Genomic DNA, 23,556 nt, shown 5'->3' with positions numbered 1-23,556 from the left:
AGAAGGTCAAAAATGCGATTGCTTTCTGTGGTGCTCTCGGGAGGATCCGGCTCCAGGCTCTGGCCAGTTTCCAGGCAGGCGCTGCCGAAGCCGTTCATGAGGCTGGGCGGCTCCACCCTGCTGCAGCAGGCCATCGAGCGCGGACAGGCTTGCGGCACCGGCGACCTGATGGTCATCACCAACAAGGACCATCAGTTCCTCACCAAGGACGTGCTGCGCCAGATGAGCGATCCGCCGTCAACCACCTACCTGCTCGAACCCAGGGGCCGCAACACGGCACCGGCGATCGCGCTGGCGGCCTTGCAGTGCGAGCGCCAGTTCAGCGGTGACACGGTGATGCTGGTGCTCTCGGCCGACCACCTCGTCCCCGACGTGGAAGCGTTTGTCGCGAGTGCGAGCGAAGCCTTCCGGCTGGCGCAGCAGGGCGCGCTCGTGCTGTTCGGCATCCCGCCGACGGTGCCGGAGACCGGATTCGGCTACGTCGAGGTCGAGCGGGTCTCGCGCGAGAGCCAGCCGGTGAAGCGCTTCGTCGAGAAGCCGGACCTGGCCACCGCCGTGGAATACCTGGGGACCGGACGCTACTACTGGAACAGCGGCATGTTCTGCTTCACCGCGGCCGCGATCCTCTCGGCCCTGGAAAAGCATGCGCCCGAGGTGCTCGACGCGGCGCGCCATGCGCTCGAAGGCGCGCAGACCAAGGGCGACGCGATCAACTTCGACCTGCACGCCTTCGGCCTGCAGCCGGACATCAGCATCGACTACGCGGTCATGGAGCGCGCCGACAACGTGCGCGTGGTGCCCGCCAAGTTCGCCTGGAACGACGTGGGCACGTGGCCAGCCGTCGCCCAGGCGCAGCCCTGCGACCCGAGCGGCAACACCTTTCCCGACGATCACGTGGTGGCGGTCGACACCACCGGCACCCACATCCAGGTCGAGAGCCATGGACCCAAGATCGTCGCTGTGCTGGGCGTGCACGACCTGGTGATCGTCGACACGCCTGACGCGCTGCTGGTGGCCCACAAGGACAGCGCCCAGCAGGTCAGGAAGGTGGTGGACATCCTCAAGGCGCGCAGCCACGAGACGGTGCAGTTGCCCGCCGTGGTCCACCGTCCCTGGGGCACTACGCATCGCTCAAGGAAGAAGACGGCTACAAGGTCAAGCGCATCACCGTGAAGCCAGGCGAGGCGCTTTCGCTGCAGTACCACCACAAGCGCGCGGAGCACTGGGTCGTGGTGCAAGGCACTGCGATCGTCCAGATCGGCGACGTGGAGCACAAGACCTTGCCCGGCGAGTACCGATACATCCCGCTCAAGGAGAAGCATCGATTGACGAACATCGGACAGGACGAACTGGTGCTCATCGAAGTCCAGTGCGGCAGCTACCTCGGCGAGGACGACATCGTGCGCCTGGTAGACACCTACGGACGCGTATGAGCAGCAGCACCGCCGCTCCGAAGGCAAATAGCACCGCACCCCAAGTCGAAGGTACTCCAGTGAGCCAGGCGCACTCCAATCTTCATCGCAGCGCGTGGTCCGACTGGTGGGAAGGCTCCCGCCGCACCGACATCTGGTGGACGCTGGCCTGGTTCGACATCGTGCTGCGCTACCGTCGCTCGATGCTCGGTCCGCTGTGGCTGACCCTCAGCATGGGCGCCATGATCGGTGGCATGGGGCCGCTGTACAGCTCGCTGTTCGGCACCGAGCTGTCGAAGTTCTTCCCGCACCTGGCGCTCGGCATCATCTTCTGGAGCTTCTTCTCCAGCATGGTGACCGACGCCTGCAACGCCTTCATCGGCTCCAGCAACTACCTGAAGCAGGGCTACTTCCCGATCAGCCTTTTCGTCTGGCGCAGCATGGCGCGCAACCTGATCCAGTTCGCGCACCAGATCGTGCTCTATGTTCCGGTGGCGCTGTGGGCGGGCATCTCGCTGTCCTGGTCGGCGCTGCTTTTCATACCGGCCTTCCTGCTGCTGCTCATCAATGCCCAGGCCCTCGGATTGGCGCTGGGCCTGGTCTGCACGCGCTTTCGCGACGTCACCCAGATCGTCACCAGCGTGATGCAGATGCTGATGTTCCTGACGCCGGTCTTCTGGCTCCCGGAGAGCCTCCCCGGTCGCGCGCAGTACATCCTTTACAACCCGTTCGCGCAGATGCTCGACCTGCTGCGCACGCCCCTGATGGGCGGCGTGGCCGATGCCCACAACTGGTGGGGCATCCTGGGATGGACGGTGCTGAGCGTGGTCGCCTCGGGCCTGCTGTTCGCGAAATATCGCCGCCGCGTGGTCTACTGGCTCTGAGAAAACAATGGCTTTCATTTCCCTCAAGAATGTTTCGGTCAACTTCCCCATCTACGGTGCGGGCGCTGCTTCGCTGAAGAAGACGCTGGCCGCCTCCGTGACCGGCGGGCGCTTCGGCAAGGAAACCGGCGTCAACGTGGTGCAGGCACTGAGCAACATCAACCTGGAGCTCAAGAGCGGCGACCGCCTTGGCCTGGTGGGCCACAATGGCGCGGGCAAATCGACGCTGCTGCGCGCGCTGGCGGGTGTCTACGAGCCTTCCTCAGGAGAGTTCGTCCGGCAGGGCACCGTCTCGAGCTTGATCGATCCGGCGCTTGGCATCGAATCCGATGCCACAGGAATCGAGAACATCATGCTGCGCGGCTTGGTCATGGGAATGAGCAAGAAGCAGATCGACGCGCTCACCCCCGAGATCTGCGAGTTCAGCGGATTGGGCGAGTACGTCAACATGCCGGTGCGCACCTATTCCACCGGCATGCTGATGCGCCTGGCGTTCTCCATCTCGACCAGCGTCGAGGCCGACATCCTGCTGATGGACGAGTGGCTCTCGGTGGGCGATGCGGAGTTCACCGAGAAAGCCGAGCAGCGGATGAAGGACGTGGTGGCGAAGTCCGGCATTCTTGTGCTGGCGTCGCACTCGCCCGGCCTGATCGCGAAGGAGTGCAACCGGGTGATCCACCTGGAGCACGGGCGGATCGTCGAGCAGTCTTCGAGCGACGCTGTCAGCCAGTCGCTCGCCGCCGCAACGATCTGATCTCCTCGAGCCGACCGGCGATGCGCCGGCCTGCGGCTTCCAGCGACAGATTGGCTTCGGCGCTCGCCTTGCCGCGCGCCCCCACCTCCCGTGCCCAGGCCTGGTTGTCGTAGACCCGGCGCATGAGCTGCGCCGCGTGCCCGATCGACGGCTCGGCCCACTCCAGGTCGGCGTCGTAGGGCGGAATGGGCTTGCCCAGCTTCACCAGCTCGTAAGGGACGAGCAGGCTGTTGCTCTCGTCCATGAAGTCGACGTTGCCGGAGAAGTTGGTGGCGATTACCGGCTTGCCCATGAGCATGGCCTCGGCCATCGTCAGGCCGAGGCCCTCGCTGCGGTGGAGCGAGACGTAGGCATCGCAGGCATCCATGAGGGAGAGGACCTCGTCGGGACTCAGGACCTGGTCGATGATGGTGATGTTGGCGTTGGCGGCGGCGTCGCGCAGTTCCTGCATTTGCGCCGGGTGGCGGTCGCCGAACGAGGTCTTGAGCACGAGCTGGGCGCCATCAGCCTCTCCGAATGCTTCCTTGAACGCAGAGATCAGCCCCTTGGGGTTCTTGCGCTCCATCACGCTCATCATGTGAAACGTGAAGAGGAATGTGAATACACCTTCCCTCAGCCCGAAGTAGCTCTTGCTGCGTGAGGTGTAGGGCGCCAGCTTGACCCCGGGAAACAACGTGCGGACCGGAATGGAAAGCCGATCGCGCAGCCCTCGGGCGACGAATTCCGTGGCAGTCCACACCTCATCGACCTTTTCGGCATGGTCCACCCACGAATCGGGAATGGTGTCGAACTCCCAGTACCAATAGCCGATCCGATAGGTCCGAGGGTGGCGCTCGAACAGGTGCGCGCGTCGATACGCCTCGTCGAAGAAGGGCTCCGGCTGGGTATGCAGGACGGTGACATCGTGGACCTCCATGCCTCGAAAGTCGACATGATGAGGATCATCCTTGGCGTCAGTCCAGACATCCCGCAGCGAGGTAGACACCCCGACGCGCCCCATCGCCTCGACCATGGACTCGGCCGAGACGCGCAGCCCGGACGCATAGCAGAAATGGCCGATCATGTTGACCCCCGGCCGGACGAGCTCGCGAGCGACGGCGCCTGCATCGAGGCGGGCGCACCAGATGCGGGCTGCATCCGACAGCCGAGCTGCCGGTGACGAAAGCCAATCGAGCAGCGCGCGTGCACGGTCTTCATCCGCCAGTGCATCGGGATGGGCCGCGCGCCATGTGTCGCGCGCCCAGTACGCGGTTCGGATCTGCAATGCCGGGTTCTCCCAATCCGGCCAGGTCGACGAGTCGACCCAGCCGCCCGAGGCACCGTATTCCGAAGCAAACCAGGCGCAGAAGGCCTCGCGCCCGATAACCGTGAGGCCATCGGGGTGCAGTTCCTGCCATGCCGGCGTGAAGGAATAGGCCAGCATCAGCTCGCGCGCCGGGTTTTGCGCTGCTTGCAGAAAGAGCCACCAGAGCTCTTCGTGCCTCGGGCCGGGTTCGCCGGCACTGTGCCGCATGAGCCACCGGAAAAGGCGCGGCATGCCGGCCGGGGTCAAGCCATGCGGCCACACGGGCGCCACCATCTGGTTGGCCAGCAGCGACTGTCGCGCGCGATCGGCCATGCCGGCATCCAGCACGTCCAGCGTCAGCGCCAACGCCACCTCGCCGAGGTGCAGTTCGCCGGCGCCTTCGTTCTGCAACCAGTGCCCGAAGTCGGTGTGCCGGTTGCCTTCGAGTGCAAGCGGGTAGAGCGAGCGCAGGTCGCTGCGCTTGCGCCACTGATCGATCAGGAACCGCGCGGCCGACCAACGGTCCGTGACGTCCTGGGGCGCCACGGGCGGCCACAGTATTTTCTCGAGCGGCAGTCCGCCCGCATTGCACACCGCCGCATCGTCGAACAGATCGAGCGGCTCAACCGCAGGAATCGGGATCCCGCTCTCGCGCGCCGCGCGCCGCATCCGCTCTGCGTCGACCAGGAGCGCGAACTCGGTCGCGCGCGCCTGTGCTTCCGCACGCTGGCGCAGGAAGTCCAGCCTCTCACCGATGCGCCAAGGCGTGGCAAGCCACCAGGCGCCCTTGGCGACACGCCTCACATAGCGTCTCAAGATTTGTTCAGCCATGACGCTGGAGAAAGTCGCGGTAAGCGTTCTTGAGACCAACATCGAGCGGTGTCCGGGCTTTCCATCCAAGAGAGGCAAGCCGCGCCACGTCCAGCAGCTTGCGCGGTGTTCCGTCCGGTTTGGTGGCGTCCAGCTTGAGCTCGCCCTCGTAGCCCACGGTCGCTTTCACGCGCTCGGCGACCTCGCGAATGGTCACGTCCGCGCCCACGCCAATGTTGATCAGCGGAGTCGTCTCTGCACGGGTGAGCCCGGCGAAACGGTCGTCAGGGAGTTCCAGGAGGAACAGGATCGCTTCCCCGAGATCGGAGGAGTACATGAATTCCCTGCGCGGCGTGCCGGAGCCCCAGACGACCACCTCCGGGTCGCCGTTGATCTTGGCTTGATGGAAGCGGCGGATCAGCGCCGGCAGCACATGCGAGTGCTCGGGGTGGTAGTTGTCGCCCGGGCCGTACATGTTGGTCGGCATGGCGGCCAGGTAGCGCGTGCCGTACTGGCGATTGAAGGCCCAGCAGGATTCCACCCCCGCGATCTTGGCCAGCGCATAGGGGCGATTGGTCGCCTCCAATGGACCGGTCAGGAGGTAGTCCTCCTTGATGGGCTGTGGACAGTCACGCGGGTAGATGCAGGAGGAGCCGAGGAAGATCATCCGATCGATGCCCGCCTGGTGGGCCGCGTCGAAGACATTCAGCTGGATGCGCAGATTGTTGTGCAGGAAGTCGACCGGCAGGCTCGAGTTCGCGAGGATGCCGCCGACCTTGGCGGCGCACATCACGACGTGGTCTGGGCGGTGCTCCAGGAAGAATGCCCGGGTCGCGTCGCGGTCCTCGAGGTCGAGCTCGGCGTGGGTGCGCGTGAGAACTTCGTAGTCAGGCCGACCGCTCAGAGCCTGCAGGGTGGCAGTGCCGACGAGCCCTCTGTGACCGGCAACGAAGACCTTTTTCTTTTCCATCGTGGATTTCATGAACTTCGAACGGGTGCGATGAAGGGTAGCGCATCGCCAACCTCAACGGCCGACCAGTTGCCGGGCCAGGCGGATCATCGGATACCAGATGAAACGCGTGGATCGGAAGAACGCGTGGCGCTGTGAGAGGGCCCGCAAATGGGCCATCGGTGAGGCGGCGGGCTGTGCGTCGGGCGGCTGCACCGAAGGCGCGCCGACCATGAATGGATGCTGGTATCGCCCGGCATAGAGCGCCTCGCTGGGCGTGAGAATGAAGCGCACGAGCTCTTCCTCGGCGCTCTCCCACGCTGCGCGGCCTGCCACCGTGCTTTCCCGGGCCCGCTGGCCCAACCGGAGAACGTCGGAGAAATCGAGTGGCTTCGGGCTATGGATGTCGAAGAGCAAACCATTGAGTCCGGGCAGGATGTATTCGTTCATCGTGCCCTGGTTGGGCGCCACGACGCATTGCCCCCGACCCATGGCCTCCAGGAAGGACTGGCCGATGCCCTCCTCCACCCGAGGTGCGAAATAGACGTTGGCGCGTTCCATCACGGCATGGAGATCCGCCTTGTGCTCGAACCATGTGGAGGTCGTGATGCGATGCCTTTCGATGTCTTCAGCCGAAGGCAGCTGCGGCGCCGGTGTGCCGGGATCGGTCGCAAGATGGATGTGAAAGCTGTCGAAGCGCACCCCCCCGATGAGCTGGCGAATGGTCTGCCACGGCAACTGCAGCTCCCGGCGCAGCCAGAAGAAGCCATGAAGGCCGTTTCGTACAGAGGCTGGTGACGCGCTGACCGGCTGGTAGTAGCGAGCGAAGTGGCTCGCGATGCCGAAAGCAGTCGTCATCGACTGCAGCGCGTTCGAGAAGTTGAGCACCTTGGAGCCTTGGAATGGCTCCCAGAACGCCGAGAGGTTGTAGATCGGCCCTTGCCAGAGGCCGAATTGGTCGAGCATCGGAATGTAGACGACGTTCGGATGCGCCTGCCTGAAGTACGGACCATCAGGCCTGCAGAACGACTGGAACATGAGTACGACGTCGTGCGAGGCGACCTCGCTCCAGGGCACAGGCTCGCCACCCTGCCAAGCATCGTCCCAGAAGTGCTCGACGACGTGTCCGTGACGGCTCAGGATCTCCGGAAGAAATTCCGTCGAGCGCGTGGTTCGGTGGAACGAGTGATCGATATAGGCAATTCGCGCCACGTCGCTCATCCTCGCAGGCGCCGATACCCGCGCGCGGCGGCGCCGTAGAGGCCCGGGTGCTTGTAGAGAATGCTCTTGGCAAGCTCCTTGATCGAACGCTTGAAACTCGGCACCGCAGGCGCCTGGGCCGGCTGAGCAGCAACGACCGCATCGACCGGGTGTTGCAAGGTCGCCATCGCAGCCCACCCGAGAGCACTCACAAAATCGGGCTTGCTTTCATGGGCTGCGAACACCCTGCGCAGAAACTGCGTGTGGTTGCTGGGACGGCCGCCCTGCTCTGCCGAGAATGCCCCCGTGAACATGAAGAAGCTGTGATAGAGGCCGCTCACCTCCATGGGGGAGAGAAAATCAAATCGCTCGCTCACCACGCGCATGCAATCCATGCTGTGCTGGCGCTGATCACTCGAGGTGCCGCCCATCGAATAATTGACCGTCGGCTCCTTGGTGTAGACGAACTTCGAGGCTGAGTCCAGGGACGTCATGATCCACTTGAAATCCGCGGCTATCTTGTAGGAGCTGTCGTAGGGGCCGGAACGCTCGTAGGCGGCGCGGGTGGCATAGATGCCGTTGTGGCAATCGTTGGCACAGATGAAATAAGTGCCGGGATGCACGAACGCGGGGTGCCATTCGTGAAGGATGTCGCCATCGCGCACAAAGGCGGCGGTCATCAGCAGCGTCGGCTCCTCATACATGCCCAGCGTGCGGCGCACGGCAATCTCGGCGGCATGGGGCTCGAGCCAGTCATCGGAATTCAGAACGCAGATGAGCTGGCCCCTGGCGAGCGGGACCGCCTTGTTGACGGCATCGTACAAGCCGGCGTCCGGTTCGGACACGTAGTAGTCGAGGCGATCTGCGTACTGCAGGATGACATCGAGCGTCCCGTCCGTCGAAGCACCATCCAGCACGATGTGCTCGACCTTGCCGTAAGTCTGGCGCTGAACGCTCTCGATGGTCCGCGCCAGCGTCGCCTTGTTGTTGCGAACCACGGTGATGTAGCTGACAAGCGGCATGTCTGGCGTGCCAGTTTTCAGATGCCCATGCGCGCGCAAGCCGCCCTCCAGGCGCTCGGCCCCCGCGCCGGCCGGGATCGGCAGACGATCCGACCAAAGGGGCCAAGGCATTGTTGCGGCTTTCGGCAGCGGCGCGCCATGCGCGCCAAAGCTGGGGCCGAGGCTACCGTTCCGGTAGCCGAAGAAGCTGGCCTCGGGCATGCTGTCGACACTGACGGCAGCCAATCCTTCCGGCGTTGCGGGAAGCACCGCGGCCCGGCGCTTCAGGTATGCGGGCCGAGCGGCATGCCGTTCGTAAGCGGTAGCCAGCGTGTCCATGACGATGTCGGCGCAGCGATCCCAATTGAAGAGCGCGGCCCTTTGGATGCCTCGATGAGAAAGCTCCCGCCTCAACTCGGGGGAATCCGAAATCCTGCGGACAGCGTGCACGACACCTTGCACGTCGTCGGCATCCAGCATCACGCCCGCGTCACCCACGACCTCGGGGAGGGAAGAATTTTCAGCGCAGATCACCGGCGTTCCGCAAGCCATGGCCTCGAGGGGCGGTAGGCCAAATCCTTCATACCGCGACAGATAAATGAAGCAAAGTGCATCGCTGTAGAGCGCAGACAGGTCTTCATCGGCAACAAAGCCAGTCAGCACGATGCGATCACGCCATCGACCAGCCGCAGCCAGCGCGGCATCGAGCTTCTCGAGCTTCCAGCCGGACATGCCGGCCAGCACCAGGCGCATGGGACTGGCTTCGTCCTGCTCGAGGTACTCGACGAAGGCGTTCACCACCTGGTCCAGGTTCTTCCGAATCTCCAGCGTTGCCAGGCTCAGCACATACGGCACGTCGCTGGGGATCCCGTACTTCGCCCTCGCCGAAGACCGCACTTCCGCATCGCCGCAGGGCTTGAAGCGTGAGCCCGCAGCCAGGGGGATCAACGTGACCTGCCCAGGGCTCAATTCGGGACGGTAGGCCAGGAGTTCCTTCTTCGTGTACTCGGAGTTCACGAAAATCACGGTGCGCTCATCCAGGCTTTCGATGATGGCCCGAACTTCCGCCGACGCCTCCTGGCTGAAGTACTCGGGCCGATGAATCGCGATCAGGTCGTGGATGATGTGCGCCTGAAGCACATGGTCATCATCGAGCCACTGTCTCGGCGCGACGCCGAACGGCGAAAGAAGAATGTCTGCGCCAGCCGAGGGGAGCGAAACGCTGCCGTCCAGCACAACGCCTGAGAGGCTGTTTGCAGCGATGTACTCGCCGGCTTTGCCTTCATCGCCTGGCCTGACAAGCAGGCGAGGGCTGAAGCGCGGAGAAGCGGCCAGCCGCCCATAGAGCTCGTCGCAAACGCGATAAACGCCGGTCTTCACGCCTTGCGCGAGTACATACATGTCCAGCGCAAGGCGTGGTGTCGTTTTGTTCATCATCGAAAAGGTTCAAGCCAACGTGCAGGGGCGGACGAACAACGACGTTCGCACACAGCACGCACCTCCACTGCGACGCATCCGATCGGGACACAAGACACAGCACAATCCAGGTCTCTGCCTGGTCAACCGAAAATCACAGAAGAATGTATCGAACGGTACGGGGCGCCGGCAACTACTCCTGCCGGCGGGGGTGCCGATGCGTCGTCGTCTGAATATATTGACGTATCGGGTTGTCCCACCGCTTGCCCCTCACGATCCAGAACGCTCCGCCGTCTCTTCGCCTCTTCGGTACCCCCGCGATTTTAAGTGACACGCAAGGGGCTCGATCTTCAAGTCGCGGCCTGGGAGGAAAGGAACGGCCGGGGCTTTAGGGCAAAATCCGACGGTTCAGCGCCGTGCAGATGCGCGGCTGTATCTATCGGAAGGACCTCATGAAGAAACGTGCTGTAGTCACGGGTATCACCGGCCAGGATGGCGCTTATCTTGCCGAACTCTTGCTGACCAAGGGCTATGTTGTGTACGGCACGTACCGTCGGACCAGCTCCGTCAATTTCTGGCGCATCGAAGAGCTTGGGATCCAGGATCATCCGGACCTGCACCTGATCGAATACGACCTCACCGACCTCGGCAGCTCGTTGACCCTGATGAAGGAAGCGGCGCCCGACGAGGTCTACAACCTTGCCGCACAGAGCTTTGTCGGCGTGAGCTTCAACCAACCCGACGCAACGGCCCAGATCACCGCGATGGGCGCCTTGCACCTGCTTGAAGCCATCCGGCTCACCAACCCGAGGATCCGCTTCTACCAGGCCTCCACCTCCGAAATGTTCGGCAAGGTACAGGCCATTCCCCAGGTGGAGGAGACCCCCTTCTACCCCCGCAGCCCCTACGGCGTCGCCAAGCTGTTCGCCCACTGGATGACGATCAACTACCGCGAGAGCTACGACATCTTCGGCTGCAGCGGCATCCTCTTCAACCACGAAAGTCCGCTGCGCGGCCGCGAGTTCGTGACGCGCAAGATCACGGACGGCGTGGCCAAGATCAAGCTGGGGAAGGCCAAGGTGCTCGAGCTCGGCAATCTCGGCGCCAAGCGCGACTGGGGCTTTGCCAAGGAATACGTCGAAGGCATGTGGATGATGCTGCAGGCCAAGGAGCCCGACAGCTTCGTGCTGGCGACCAACCGGACCGAGACGGTCCGGGAGTTCGTCGACATGGCCTTCAAGGCAGGCGGTTATGAGCTGCGGTTCGAAGGCGAGGAACAGGCGGAGGTCGGCATAGACGTGAAGAGCGGCAAGACACTGGTGCAGGTGAATCCCAAGTACTACCGACCCGCGGAAGTCGATCTTCTGATCGGCAATCCGGCACGGGCAAAGGAGAAGTTGGGCTGGGAGCCGAAGACCACCTTGGAAGAGCTGTGCACGATGATGGTCGAGGCGGATCTGCGCCGGAATGCGGAAGGACGCTCTTTCTAGAATTCTGTGCTGGACAGGGCCGTGACGAAAGCGAGACCCGCCAGTTCGCATGCGATAGGGGCATCTTGCGCCCCGCCGTGCAGCCGGCCTCCCGTGGGACGGCCTGTGCGGCAGCGCCCTTGCTCCGGTTCGACAACAGCTAGGTTGATGCACGCTGGCCTGGAAAGCGGCCAGGACCATCTTCGATGAACAACACAGAACGAACAGGGCCCGACATCCGCGTGGCGCTCAATGCCGCCGCCCGTGAGCTGTCGCCTGAGCCGATGGAAGCGAGGCGCGAGCAGAACTCGTCAAGCTCGCCGCCCGCGAAGGCAGCCATTGACGGACCGGCGAGCGGGGGTGGGGAGCCTTCGATCAAGGTACGTCTGCGGTCCGCAGTCGGGAGGCTTTACCGCGCCGCCAAGCCCGTGCTGCGGCCGGCAGCCTTTCGCCTCCGGTCCTATCTCGTCGCGCCGCTCCTCGCCGAAATCCGGAGCGCCGCGGAGGAGCGGCACCGCGCCATCTTCGGCGGACTGCACTCCCTCCGGGTGTTGATCGAGCACAACAAGCAATTGCAGCGCAATGAGCTGGCGTCGATCGGCCTGCAGTTGATCCAAGAAAACCAGTTTGCTCGAGACGCGCTGACGCAGACCCTGAACCATCGGCAGTTGCGCCTCGACGCGTTCCTGGCACGTCTCCAAAGCAGCGAGGAAGCGTTCACGGCTCGCCTGGAGCGCGCCGAGCAAGCGTTCGCGGCCCGTCTGGAGCGCATCGAACAGTATGCGTACGCATCGGCTCGGCGCGTGGCGGTTCCGGGCGCACCAGGGGAAGTCCTCGTCCGCTCGTCGGTGGGCTATCTGCTTTGCCCCGCATCCGACTATCCGCTGCTGGCGACCCTTGTCGATGCGGGTGAGCTTGGCGACGAAGTGGGTACGCGCCTGCTGATCCAGAAGCTGTTGCGGCCTGGAGAAACATTCGTCGATGTCGGCGCCAATATTGGGATGCATACCCTTGCTGCGGCAAGCGCCATGCAGTCGAGTGGCCGCATCATCGCGTTCGAACCGCATCCCATGACGCACGACCTGTTGCGCAAGTCTCTCGTACTGAATGGCTTCGCCGGCATGACCGAGACGCATCAGGTCGCTGCTTCCAACCGTACGGGGCACCTCCCCCTTCATCTCGGACCTACGTGCGGACACCACTCGCTCTACCCGCTCGAAGGTGCCGGTCAAGGCGCTACCACGATTGACGTGCCGCTCGTCCGAATCGACGACATGATCGACGCCAGCACCTCGGTAGACCTGATGAAGATCGACGTCGAGGGCGCCGAACTCGATGTGATCGAGGGGGCAGCAACCACGATCGGGCGCAACGCCGACCTCGGCATCATCATGGAGTTCGGCCATTCGCATGTTCTTCGCGCGGGCCACACCACAACGGTTTGGCTGCGCGCGCTCGAAAGTTTCGGCTTGGCGTTTCGCGCCATCGATCCCGCGAGCGGATCGTTGTTGGAGTGGACGGCCGGACAGCTCGAGGCGGTGGATTCCATCAACCTCCTGTTTGCGCGACCGACCTCGAAGGTCTGGGCTCGCGCACAAGGCAACGCATGACTGCGGGTGTGATCGTCCTGGGCTCGAGCGGCCACGCCAAAGTCTGCATCGAGTTGCTGCGCTCGGCAGGGGCATCTGTCGCCTACTGCATCGGCGCCGCTGAAAGCAGCACCGAGTGCCTGGGGGTACCGGTTCTGAACGGCGATGAGCATCTGAAGAGATTGCAGAGTGAAGGCTACGAAGAAGTGTTCGTGGCCATCGGCGCCAATGCGCTTCGCCAAAGGCTGGCGCTCTTCGCCACCGGGCTGGGCTTTCGCCTTGTCAATGCGATCAGCCCACGGGCCGTGATATCGCCCACCGCGACAATCGGGGCCGGCGTCGCAATCATGGCGGGCGCTGTCGTCAACGCCGAATGCGTGGTGGGCGACCTCGCCATCATCAATACCCTCGCGAGTGTCGACCACGATGGACGGATCGGCGATGCGGCCCACATTGCACCGCATTGCGGACTTGCCGGCAACGTGGCCGTCGGCGAGCGCAGCTTCCTGGGTGTGGGCTGCAAGGTCATTCCCGACATCACCATCGGCGAGGACGTCCTGGCAGGAGCCGGATCGGTCATTGTCAAGAATGTCGAATCGGGGTCGAGAATCGCCGGCGTGCCGGCCAAGGCAATACACAAGAGGGCATAGACAAATGAACCGCATTTCGGTAGCTCACCCCAAGCTTGAAGGGAACGAACGAAAGTACGTCCTGGACTGCCTCGACACCAACTGGATTTCTTCCAACGGCAAGTACATTGCCGCCTTCGAAGAAGCCTTCGCCAAGTTCTGCGGAGTCAAGCATGCGGTCGCGGCAAACAATGGGACGACTGCATTGCATCTTGCATTGGTTGCGCTCGACCTGCAGCCCGGCGACGAGGTGATCATCCCGACCGTGACCTACATCGCAACCGCGAACGCCGTACGCTACTGCGGCGCCGTGCCGGTTCTGGTCGACGTCTGTGCCGACACGATGAACATCGATCCGGCAGACGTCGAACGCAAGATCACGCCCCGCACCCGGGGAGTCATTCCCGTGCATCTCTACGGCCATCCGGCCGACATGAACGCACTCACCTCCATCGCCAGGCGGCATGGCCTGTGGCTGCTCGAAGACGCTGCCGAAGCGCATGGCGCCGAAGTCGCTGGCAGGCGCGTCGGTTCGCTGGGCGACTGCGCAACCTTCAGCTTCTTCGGCAACAAGATCGTCACCACCGGCGAAGGAGGCATGGTCACCACAGACGACGACGAGTTGGCCAGGAAGTTGAGGCTCTACCGAGGCCAGGGCGTCGACCCCGAGCGTCGCTACTGGTTTCCGGTGGTGGGCTACAACTACCGCATGACCAATATTCAGGCGGCGATCGGCCTCGCGCAGATGGAAACCGTGGATGCAGCCCTGGCCGAGCGCCAGACGCTCGCGCGCCTTTACGACGAGGCGTTGGCCCCCCTCGGCGACGCGCTCGTGCTGCCCACTGTTCATCGGGACATGCACCACGTTTACTGGATGTATACGGTTTACTTGCGCGAAGGTGACGAGGCGCGGCGCGACGCCGTCATGAAGGCGCTGGACAACGATGGCATCGAGACGCGCCCCGTCTTCCACCCGATGCATGTGCTGCCGCCCTACCGGGAGTCGACCGCGTACCCGGTGGCGGATGAATGGGCTCACCGTGGAATGAACCTCCCTACCCACCAGTTCCTGACACCGGCGGACATCAGCCGTATTGCCAACAGTCTCGAGCGAGCTCTGTCTCGATGAGGATTGCGCTCTGTTCGTCGTTCGTTCCCTTCGTCAACGGCGGCTACAGGAACATCGTCGAGTGGCTGGAAACGATGCTGCTCGAAGCCGGGCACGAGGTCGAGCGGATATACCTGCCTGAGGTCGACTCCCCCGATCTGCTCTTTCGCCAGATGGCAGCATTTCGCTTCGTCGATCTCTCTGCGGCAGACCGCGTCATCTGCTTTCGCCCGCAAGCGCACCTCGTCCCTCATCCGAACAAGATCGTCTGGTTCATTCATCATCTGCGTGCCTTCTACGACCTCTGGGACACGGAGTACCGCGGGTTTCCGGACGACGTGAAGCACAGAGGTATCCGGGACGCACTGCGCGCGGCCGACACCGCGGCGCTGCGGGAGGCACGACGCGTCTTCTCCAATTCGCGTGTGGTCGGCCAACGGCTTATGCGGTTCAATGGCATCGAAAGCGAACCGCTCTTTCCGCCGGTGCTTCGACCTGAGCGCTTTCGCTTTCGCGGCCTCAACGACGAGATCGTCTGCATCTGCCGAATCGAACACCACAAGCGCCAGCAACTGCTGGTCGAAGCCTTGAAATACTGCCGCTCCCCTGTTCGGCTCAGGCTGTGCGGCACGAGTGCCGGGTCCGGCTTCTCGGCTGAAGTGGCACGGTTGGCTGGCACGTTCGGCGTGGCCGACCGCATCACGATCGATGACCGTTGGATCACGGAAGAGGAAAAAGCTGAACTACTGGCGGATTGCCTGGCGGCAGCCTATCTTCCGGTCGACGAGGACTCCTATGGCTACCCTACGCTCGAGGCGGCGCATGCCGGCAAGGCCGTGCTGACCACGAGCGATGCGGGCGGCGTGCTCGAGTTCGTGACGCATGGCGTCAATGGATTGGTCGCAGAGCCTGATCCCGCATCTGTCGCAAGCGCGATGGATCAACTCTTCGAGGACCGCACTGCCACAAGGCGTCTTGGAGAAGCCGCCACCGCGCGCATCGTCGAAATGAACATCGGCTGGCCTCATGTGATCGAAAGGCTCTTGGCGTGAAGGTGCTTGTCGTCAACAACATGGCCCCTTTCGTGCGAGGCGGCGCCGAGTCGCTCGCGGAACATCTGCTGCGCAATCTCGAGATGGCCGGGCATCAGGCCGAGTTGCTCCGTGTGCCATTCCAATGGGAACCGGCCACGCGCATACCGTCGCAAATGCTGATGGCGCGTTCGCTCGAGCTGCAGAACGTCGACCACGTCATCGCTCTCAAGTTTCCCGCCTACCTGATCCAGCACCCGCGCAAGACCCTCTGGTTGGTCCACCAGTACAGGCAGGCCTACGATCTGTATGACGCAGGCCAGACCAACCTGCCGGACGGACAGATCGGCGTCGACATCCGCAAACTCATCAAGAATGCGGACGATGAATGCTTCAGGGGGGCACGGCGCATCTTCGCGATATCCGACGTCACCCAACAGCGTCTTCTGCGCTACAACGGCCCGCATGCCGAGATCCTGCGCGCGCCGATCAACGATCCCGAGCGGTTCACAGGGGGGCCCTCCGAGGGCTACGTCTTCGCAGGCGGACGTGTCAACGGCGCGAAACGCCAGCATCTGCTCGTCGAAGCCGTCGCACATGCCTCGAAGCAGGTCCGGCTCATCGTCGGAGGGCCTCCCGATACGCCGGGCGATGCACGAGTACTGCACGAAACAGTGGAACGGCTCGGCCTCCGGGACCGCGTGCGGCTCGACCTGCGCTACCTCGGTCGCCAGGAGTATGCCGACTACATCAACGGCGCCCTCGCCGTTGCATCTCTGCCTTTCGACGAAGAGTCATTCAGCTACGTTGCCATGGAGGCAGCTACCGCGGAGAAGGCCCTGCTCAGCACCACGGACAGTGGCGGCGTGCTGGGCCTTGCAAGACATGGCGAGACGGGCTGGGTTGCCGAGCCAACCGCTCAGGCGCTTGCTTCAGCCCTCAGTGCCGTGTATGCAGACGTGACTCGCACACGCAGGCTCGGCGTCGCCGCGAGATCTCTTTGGGAAAGCCACGGCATCACCTGGCCCGCAACCGTTGCCGCCTTGATGTCATGAAGTTCATCCTGTTCAGTCCACTCGCAAACACGTCAGCCATCGGACGTGTCACGGCGCTGATTGCGCCGTCGCTCATGCAGTTGGGCCATGAGCTGACGTTAGTCCGCACCGAGCAAGCTCATCTTCTTGCCGTGCCACCGCATGCGGTGGCTGCACCAGTGATCGACTGGACGGACGAAGCAGCGGTCAACGAAGCCATCGAGGCCGCCGATGCCCTGGTGTACCAGATCGGCAACAGCTACGAGTACCACTGCGGCGGCCTGCACTGGCTCCAGAAGCAGCCGGGCATCGTGTGCCTCCACGATTTCGTCGTTGCGCACCTGTTTGCCGCCTGGGCGGAGACGCGTCGGGCACAGGCTGAGCAGGTGCTCGGCAGCTGGTACGGCAAGGCCGTGGCGGACGTCTTCTTCGCTGCCCGTGACCATCGTGAGTTCATCGATTCGGCGAGTCGCGATCACCCGATGACAGAGTGGGTCTGCGCCATGGCAAACGGCGTCGTTTCCCACAGTCATTGGGGGATGCCTCGGGTCATGCGGTCCTGCGCGGGCCCGGTGCGGGTCGTACCCCTGGCCTACAACGCGCCGTCAGCCCAGTCCGTGACCGATCAAGGCACTGGGTCCGAACTGGTGCAGCTATTGACCGTCGGCCACGCCAACGTGAACAAGCGCATCGATAGCGTGATTCGCGCCATTGGTTCAAGCGCCCTCTTGCGCAGCCGCGTCCAGTATCAACTATGCGGCCTCATCGACCCGCGCTATGCGTTGGAACTCGCCCAACTCGCACGCTCTCTCCGCGTTCTACTCACGATCACGGGCGAAGCGGAGGATACCGTGCTGCAGGCAGCGATGAACGACGCCGATATCGTCTGCTGCCTGCGCTGGCCGAGCCTGGAGGCAGCATCCGCCACCGCGATAGAAGGCTTGCTCTATGGCAAGGCAGTGGTGGTCACCGACACCGGCTTCTACGGCGAACTGCCCGATGATTGCGTTTGCAAGGTCTCGCCGGACGACGAGATCTCTCAGTTGAGGTCAAAGCTCGAGCAACTCGTCAGCAACCCTTCTGCACGGCAGGACATGGCCGCTCGTGGTCAGCGCTGGGCACGGCAGACGTTTCACGCGGATGGCTACGCCCGCGGCCTCGTCGAGATGTCGCAACTCGTCGCCACCGCGAGACCCATCCTCGAGATGGCGAAAACTTTGAGCGCCAGCCTGGCCGATTGGGGTGCCTCGTCGACGTTGATCGATGCTGAGGACATTGCCGGTCCGCTGGCGCTGTTTCAAATTCCGCGGCGGGAAGCAGGCTCGCCTTTCACCGAGCCTGCAAGTCAAGAAGGTGCCAAGCCATGATCCCTCTCTTTTCAGCAAGTCAAGCCAACGTCGGGCTTGATCTCGAATCAGCCCTGATGCGAGTCGTCCAGAGCAACTGGTACGTCCTCGGTGGCGAGGTCAGTGCATTCGAGAGGGAATTTGCCGCGTACATCGGAACGCCCGAATGCGTGTCGCTTGCCAACGGCACGGATGCCCTCGAGCTGGCCTTGCGCGCCGTCGGCGTTTCGGCGGACGATCGGGTCGTCTGCGTTGCCAACGCAGGCTTCTATGGCAGTACCGCCATCCATGCCGTGGGCGCCACGCCACTCTACGTCGATGTCGAGGAACGATCGCTCAACATGGCGCCCGCCGCCCTGGCAGAAGCGCTCCAGCACAAGCCCAAGGCGATCATCGTGACGCATCTCTACGGCCAACTCGCGGACATCGAGGCGCTCGCCGAATTGGCGCGGGAAGCCGGTGTGGCTGTGATCGAAGACTGTGCACAGGCGCACGGAGCGGCGCTAAGAGGGCGGCGCGCAGGGAGCTTCGGCGACGTTGGTTGCTTCAGCTTCTACCCGACCAAGAATCTGGGCGCACTCGGCGACGGCGGTGCCGTGGTGTGCCGAGACCGCGAGATTGCGCAGTCGGTGCGCATGCTTCGCCAATACGGTTGGTCGACCAAATACCAAGTGTCGGTGCCGCATGGCCGAAACAGCCGCCTTGACGAGATGCAGGCGGCGGTGCTTCGCACCAAGCTTCCCCGGCTGGACGCGTCGAATGACCAGCGCCGCAATATCGCAGCGAGATACAACGCGGCCTTCGTCGACCTGCCGCTCACGCTTCCGCCATCCACGGGAGAGGCCTACGCCGGCCATCTCTATGTCGTACGTGTCGATGCACGCGAAGCGTTCAGGGAGCACCTCCGATCGCATGACGTCGCGACCGATGTGCACTATCCGGTGCCCGATCATCTGCAGGCGGCCTATCCCGGCGCACAACGCGTCGGGACACTGGCGTTCACGGAGCGGGCGTGCCGCACCGTGGTCTCGCTCCCGTGCTTTCCGGGACTCCCGGACGGCGATGTGGCGCAGGTGATCCACGCCGTTCGCTCATTCTTCGCGCGTTGAGACAAGCCCGTGCTGACTCTCGTGATTCCCGTCTACCGCAACGAAGGCTCCATTCCGGCCTTGCTGGATGCCGTCAGCGGCCTGCACCGCGATCTTGAGGGTCAGATTCACGTTGTCTTCGTCGTCGATGGCAGTCCCGATCGAAGCTTCGAACTGCTGCGCGATGCGCTGCCTGAGCAGCCTTTCGCTTCCCAGCTCGCATTGCTGTCCCGCAACTTCGGATCTTTTTCGGCGATCCGCGCTGGCCTGGAGCTGTCGGAGACCGAGCGCTATGCGGTAATGGCCGCGGACCTGCAGGAGCCGCCGGAGCTGGTGCTCGAGATGGACAAGGCACTGCGCACCGAACCCGTGGACGTCGTCGTCGGCACGCGCCAGGGACGGGAAGATCCGTTGATGACCCGCCTGCCTGCGCAGCTCTTCTGGTGGCTCTACCGCAAGTACGTGGTGCCCGAAGTCCCACCCGGCGGAGTCGACGTGTTCGGCTGCAACCGCGACTTCCGCGACAACCTGCTGCGCCTGGACGAGCGCCACAGCTCGCTGATCGCCCAGCTCTTCTGGCTCGGCTTCCGACGCAAGCTGATCTACTACACACGCCAGACACGCCAGCACGGCAAGTCGGCCTGGACTCTCAGAAAGAAAGTCAACTACCTGATGGACAGCGTGTTCTCGTTCACCGACCTGCCCATCCGGCTGCTGGTACGCGTAGGCGGTGCGACGGCCCTGCTTGCAGGGCTGTTCGGAATCGTCGTCGCCGTGGGACGGTTGATGGGAATGATCGACGTGCCCGGTTATGCCATGACGATCCTCACGATCGTCTTTCTGGGCGCGGTCAATCTCTTCGGCCTGGGCGTGGTGGGATCGTATGCATGGCGCATCTACGAGAACACCAAGGGCCGTCCGCACACGGTCATGATGCGCCTGCACCGGTACAACGAGACCACCAGGGACTGAGCCATGGATCACTTCACGCACCCTCATGCGCTGTGCGAAAGCCAGCAGATCGGGCCCGGCACGCGGGTCTGGGCGTTCGCTCACGTGCTTCCGCAGGCACGCATCGGCGGCGACTGCAACATCTGCGACCACGTCTTCATCGAGAACGACGTCGTCATCGGCGACCGTGTCACCATCAAATGCGGCGTGCAGGTGTGGGACGGCGTACGCATCGAAGACGACGTGTTCGTCGGGCCGAACGTCACCTTCACCAACGACCTCTTCCCGCGCAGCAAGCGGTACCCTGAGCGCTTTGGGCGCACCACCATCCAGACAGGCGCCTCGCTGGGTGCCAATGCAACCATCCTGCCTGGCATCACCATCGGGCGCAACGCGATGATCGGCGCCGGCGCGGTGGTGACGCGTTCGGTGCCGCCGAATGCCATCGTGGTGGGCAATCCGGCGCGCATCACGGGCTACGTGGACGCAGATGCGCAGGCCGTATCGAAGCAGGAAGCACAGGGCGTCAAGGCCCCCGGGGTGACGGCCACTTCGGTAGCCGGTGTCACCCTGCACCAGCTGCGCGCGGTCCCGGACATGCGAGGCAGCCTCTCGGTGGGCGAGTTCGAGCGCGACATACCGTTCAAGCCGATGCGCTACTTCATCGTCTACGACGTGCCGACGGCCGAGACTCGTGGAGAACATGCGCATCACAAATGCCATCAGTTCCTTGTCGCGATCAAGGGCGAAGTCAGCGTGGTGGCCGACGACGGGACCCGGCGCCAGGAGTTCAAACTGGATCATCCGTCGATCGGCATCTACTTGCCGCCGATGACCTGGGGCATTCAATACCGCTATTCGTCGGACGCAGTGCTGCTGGTGTTCGCATCCGACTATTACGACGGCAACGACTACATCCGGGACCACGCGGAGTTCCTGCGCCTGAAGGCTGTGGAAAAGACGCAGGGCTGATCGCGCCATGATTGCGCGGCAGATTGCGTCCCCGCTGATCCGCTTCCTGATCTCCGGGGGCCTGAACACGCTCGGTACGTACCTTCTGTACCTGGTCCTGCTCCGGTTCATGCCGTACTGGGTGAGTTACGCGATCGCTTTCGTCTCCGGGATCGCACTGGCGTATGCGCTCAACCGTTTCTTCGTCTTTGGGGCGCCGCGCAACGAGGGAAAGGCAGCGCTGCTGCCACTCGTGTACCTGGCGCAGTACGGACTGGGAGCGCTGATCGTCTATGGATGGGTCGATCTGCTGCGCCTTCCGCCCACTCTCGCACCGCTGGCGAGCATCGCCGTCACGATCCCCCTCACCTTCGTGGCGAGCCGGTGGTTGTTTCGCTGAAGCAGCGATCCGGCCGACGAGCACATTCCCCATGCGCGAAGATAACAATGACGTTCAGAGTTCCATGAAGCTCAAGAGAAGGACCTTGGTTGCCCTGATCCTGCCCACGGCCGTCGCGATCGCGCTGCTGTGGATCCCGTTCGGGTTCAGCCTGCACGGCCTCATCGAGGAATGGGACGTCCTCGGCATCTTCACCATCTCCGGCCCGGTGCTGTTCGTACAACCGCACACGCTGCTGGAGGCTCATCGACTTCGTCCGCTGACCGTGTTCCCCCACGCGCTGGGATACATGCTGAACCCGGATTCCTTTGATGCGTGGCATTGGATCCTGATCGCGATCCTGCTCGTCAAGGGCGCCACCTGCGCGTATATCGGCGCCTGCATCACTCGCTCTCTTCGCTGGGGCGCACTGTTCGGCTTGCTCGTGCTTCTGTATCCCGCCGATACGATGCAGTTGTCGTTCCGCAGCCAGCACATCAATATGTCGATGGCGCTGATCCTGCTCGGATCGGCCATGCTGGTTCATGCGCAGACACAAGCGCCGGGTTGGTCGCGCAGGCTCGGCATCGCCGCAGCCGCGATATTCATGCTGGCCGCGCAGCTGATGTACGAGGTCGCGCTGATGCTTTGCATGCTCCCCCTGCTCGTGCAGTGGTGCCGTCACGGGTTTGTCGGGGCGTGGCAGGTCGTGCGCAAGAACCCCTGGCCAACCCTGGCCTGGCTCACGGCGGCGGTCTCGTATGTCTTTTACGTCCTGTACGCATCGGCGTCGGGAGGCGATTCCTACCAGCAGACCATCACCGATCGGCATGCACCGTTCGCGGCCTTGTATCGCTCGCTGCCGCGGCTGTTCGATACCGGCTTTGCCCGTGCCCTTGCAGGCGGCTGGCTCGATGCCTGGGGCATGGCTCGCAAAGAGTTCACGAGCCCTTGGTACCTGCTGGCTTTCGGAGGCATCTGCGCACTCTGCGTTCTGCTGAGCCCACGCAGCCGCCTGCCGCTGTTGCCCGGTTCGGAAACGATGCGCCAAGACGGCGGCCCGCCATTGCTGCGCATGGCTGCCATGGGCGTGGTTCTGCTCGCGCTCGGCTACGTGCCATTCATGTTCTCCAACTCGCACCTGCAGATCTCACAGCGCACCTTCCTGTTCGCGAGTTTCGGGGCCGCGCTGGTGGTCCTGGTGCTCGTGATCGGTCTGGGCATGCTGCTGCGCCCATTGGGGGGCGTCGTGGCGCTGTGGCTTCTCAGTTGCGGCGCCGCGGCCCAGCTCTTCCAGTTCCATCACTACATCGACATTGCCGAAGCCCAGCGGAAGGTGCTGCGGACCATCGTAGAAAACTACGATGCGGACAGCCAAGGCCATCGGTCGCTCCTCATCCTGGACCATTCGAACCAGCTCGCCCATGTCTGGATGCTGCGCGACAACCTGGTCCATGTGCTGACCTACCTCTATGGCAGGCCCATCGCGCCGCCCGAGATCTGCCTCATGCCGGGCGGCTACTGGCAACGGATGGACGGCTTGAACCGGCCCGGCCGCTGCATCGAAGGCGCGGACGAATGGTCCTTCACATACGCCGACGCGCCCTCCGGGATTCCGCCGCCGCAGACCAAGCCATTTGCCCGCCCCAAGTCGCAAATGCAGCCCCTCGTGATCGATATCGACGGGCATGCCACGGGCGATCCGGCCCTCGATGGCTATCGCCAGCGCCTTCAAGAGGCGGAGACGCCAGTGGCAAGGCGCTACCGAGCCATCCTCAGGCAGACACCGGCCGGCGGCGGAGATCGGCTCGGCTTGTTCAAGCCAGCCGGTGCCACGGCGAGCTACCGCTGGGACTTCGGCACGTGGTGGAGCCTGGAAAAGCCCACCCGCGGAAACGGCTGGCACGAGGCTGAATGGATGCGGCGACACCTGCGCTATGACGCCGCTGCCTGGAAGTCCCAGGAGCATTCCAGGCTGCTGTTCCCGCTTGAATCTGCCGACAAGCCCTATGTACTTTCGGGTAGGTTCGACATCATTCTGTCGGCGGCGATCCAGAGCAGCCTGCGGGTGCAGGTCAACGGAGTCGACCTGCCGATCACGTGGGGGCAGGATCTTCGATTCGTCGCTTCCGTGCCCCGGGGAGCATTGCGGACAGGCATCAATACCATCGAGTTCGATTCCTTGATCGACCCAGCGGCCTCGGGTCTGTCGGCGCGGCTCAGCGAGTTCGAGGTACGGCCGACCCGCGACTAAGTGCCCGTTTGGAAGC

Annotated in this window: 18 protein-coding genes and 1 pseudogene; 15 read left to right on the top strand and 4 right to left on the bottom strand. The window is 63.5% G+C overall.

Annotation, left to right across the window (positions count from 1 at the left end):
- Positions 1-12 precede the first annotated feature (12 nt).
- From G3W89_RS03955 to G3W89_RS03945, 3 genes and pseudogenes are all read left to right on the top strand, one after another.
- Positions 13-1,433 (top strand): annotated as a pseudogene (locus G3W89_RS03955) (mannose-1-phosphate guanylyltransferase/mannose-6-phosphate isomerase).
- Entirely contained in the window at positions 1,430-2,296 is an 867-nt protein-coding gene (locus tag G3W89_RS03950; RefSeq protein ID WP_232076309.1) for an ABC transporter permease, read from the top strand. The pseudogene G3W89_RS03955 and the gene G3W89_RS03950 overlap by 4 nt, the downstream one beginning before the upstream one ends.
- Positions 2,297-2,303: 7 nt before the next feature.
- Positions 2,304-3,050, top strand: a complete 747-nt coding sequence (locus G3W89_RS03945) for an ABC transporter ATP-binding protein (protein WP_162572871.1) — start codon at positions 2,304-2,306, stop codon at positions 3,048-3,050.
- On the opposite strand, the gene G3W89_RS03940 is transcribed toward G3W89_RS03945, so the two are convergent.
- Genes G3W89_RS03940 through G3W89_RS03925 form a run of 4 tightly spaced genes read right to left on the bottom strand, consistent with a single transcriptional unit; the run spans position 3,019 to position 9,531 of the window.
- Complete coding sequence (locus G3W89_RS03940) at positions 3,019-5,166, bottom strand: glycosyltransferase family 4 protein (protein ID WP_162572870.1); 2,148 nt, start codon at positions 5,164-5,166, stop codon at positions 3,019-3,021. The genes G3W89_RS03945 and G3W89_RS03940 overlap by 32 nt on opposite strands.
- Positions 5,159-6,115 (bottom strand): GDP-L-fucose synthase family protein, encoded by a 957-nt coding sequence (locus G3W89_RS03935; RefSeq protein WP_162572869.1) that lies wholly within the window; start codon positions 6,113-6,115, stop codon positions 5,159-5,161. The genes G3W89_RS03940 and G3W89_RS03935 overlap by 8 nt, the downstream gene beginning before the upstream one ends.
- A 54-nt stretch (positions 6,116-6,169) precedes the next feature.
- On the bottom strand, positions 6,170-7,306 hold the full coding sequence (locus G3W89_RS03930; RefSeq protein WP_162572868.1) for a glycosyltransferase: 1,137 nt from the start codon (positions 7,304-7,306) through the stop codon (positions 6,170-6,172).
- A gap of 5 nt (positions 7,307-7,311) precedes the next feature.
- Positions 7,312-9,531, bottom strand: coding sequence for a glycosyltransferase (locus G3W89_RS03925; RefSeq protein WP_162572867.1), 2,220 nt, complete (start codon positions 9,529-9,531; stop codon positions 7,312-7,314).
- Positions 9,532-10,163: 632 nt separating this feature from the next.
- Between G3W89_RS03925 and gmd the strand changes: the two genes are divergently transcribed.
- From gmd to G3W89_RS03865, 12 genes are all read left to right on the top strand, one after another.
- Positions 10,164-11,201 (top strand): GDP-mannose 4,6-dehydratase, encoded by a 1,038-nt coding sequence (gmd, locus tag G3W89_RS03920; RefSeq protein WP_162572866.1) that lies wholly within the window; start codon positions 10,164-10,166, stop codon positions 11,199-11,201.
- 185 nt (positions 11,202-11,386) lie between these two features.
- Positions 11,387-12,790, top strand: a complete 1,404-nt coding sequence (locus tag G3W89_RS03915; protein WP_162572865.1) for an FkbM family methyltransferase — start codon at positions 11,387-11,389, stop codon at positions 12,788-12,790.
- Positions 12,787-13,419, top strand: a complete 633-nt coding sequence (locus G3W89_RS03910) for an acetyltransferase (protein ID WP_162572864.1) — start codon at positions 12,787-12,789, stop codon at positions 13,417-13,419. The genes G3W89_RS03915 and G3W89_RS03910 overlap by 4 nt, the downstream gene beginning before the upstream one ends.
- A 4-nt stretch (positions 13,420-13,423) precedes the next feature.
- The gene (locus G3W89_RS03905; protein ID WP_162572863.1) at positions 13,424-14,527 is read left to right on the top strand and encodes a DegT/DnrJ/EryC1/StrS family aminotransferase; all 1,104 of its coding nucleotides are present in this window, start codon (positions 13,424-13,426) and stop codon (positions 14,525-14,527) included.
- 74 nt (positions 14,528-14,601) lie between these two features.
- On the top strand, positions 14,602-15,558 hold the full coding sequence (locus G3W89_RS03900; RefSeq protein WP_197893524.1) for a glycosyltransferase family 4 protein: 957 nt from the start codon (positions 14,602-14,604) through the stop codon (positions 15,556-15,558).
- A 32-nt stretch (positions 15,559-15,590) separates the two neighbouring features.
- Positions 15,591-16,592 (top strand): glycosyltransferase family 4 protein, encoded by a 1,002-nt coding sequence (locus tag G3W89_RS03895; protein ID WP_232076307.1) that lies wholly within the window; start codon positions 15,591-15,593, stop codon positions 16,590-16,592.
- The gene (locus G3W89_RS03890) at positions 16,589-17,938 is read left to right on the top strand and encodes a glycosyltransferase family 4 protein (protein ID WP_162572861.1); all 1,350 of its coding nucleotides are present in this window, start codon (positions 16,589-16,591) and stop codon (positions 17,936-17,938) included. The genes G3W89_RS03895 and G3W89_RS03890 overlap by 4 nt, the downstream gene beginning before the upstream one ends.
- 56 nt (positions 17,939-17,994) lie before the next feature.
- Positions 17,995-19,026, top strand: coding sequence for a DegT/DnrJ/EryC1/StrS family aminotransferase (locus tag G3W89_RS03885; protein ID WP_232076305.1), 1,032 nt, complete (start codon positions 17,995-17,997; stop codon positions 19,024-19,026).
- Positions 19,027-19,035: 9 nt separating this feature from the next.
- The gene (locus G3W89_RS03880) at positions 19,036-19,977 is read left to right on the top strand and encodes a glycosyltransferase family 2 protein (protein ID WP_162572859.1); all 942 of its coding nucleotides are present in this window, start codon (positions 19,036-19,038) and stop codon (positions 19,975-19,977) included.
- 3 nt (positions 19,978-19,980) lie between these two features.
- A complete protein-coding gene (locus G3W89_RS03875) occupies positions 19,981-20,928 on the top strand; it encodes a WxcM-like domain-containing protein (RefSeq protein ID WP_162572858.1) in 948 nt (315 codons plus the stop codon).
- Positions 20,929-20,935: 7 nt separating this feature from the next.
- Positions 20,936-21,307 carry a GtrA family protein gene (locus G3W89_RS03870; RefSeq protein ID WP_162572857.1) on the top strand — a complete coding sequence of 124 codons (372 nt, stop codon included), beginning with the start codon at positions 20,936-20,938 and terminating at the stop codon, positions 21,305-21,307.
- A gap of 31 nt (positions 21,308-21,338) precedes the next feature.
- The gene (locus G3W89_RS03865; RefSeq protein ID WP_162572856.1) at positions 21,339-23,540 is read left to right on the top strand and encodes a hypothetical protein; all 2,202 of its coding nucleotides are present in this window, start codon (positions 21,339-21,341) and stop codon (positions 23,538-23,540) included.
- Positions 23,541-23,556: the final 16 nt, after the last annotated feature.

Source organism: Variovorax sp. PBL-H6, assembly GCF_901827155.1.
GTDB lineage: Bacteria > Pseudomonadota > Gammaproteobacteria > Burkholderiales > Burkholderiaceae_C > Variovorax.
The sequence above is the reverse complement of the archived record's forward strand: the minus strand, read 5'-3'. Positions and strand labels throughout refer to the sequence as shown.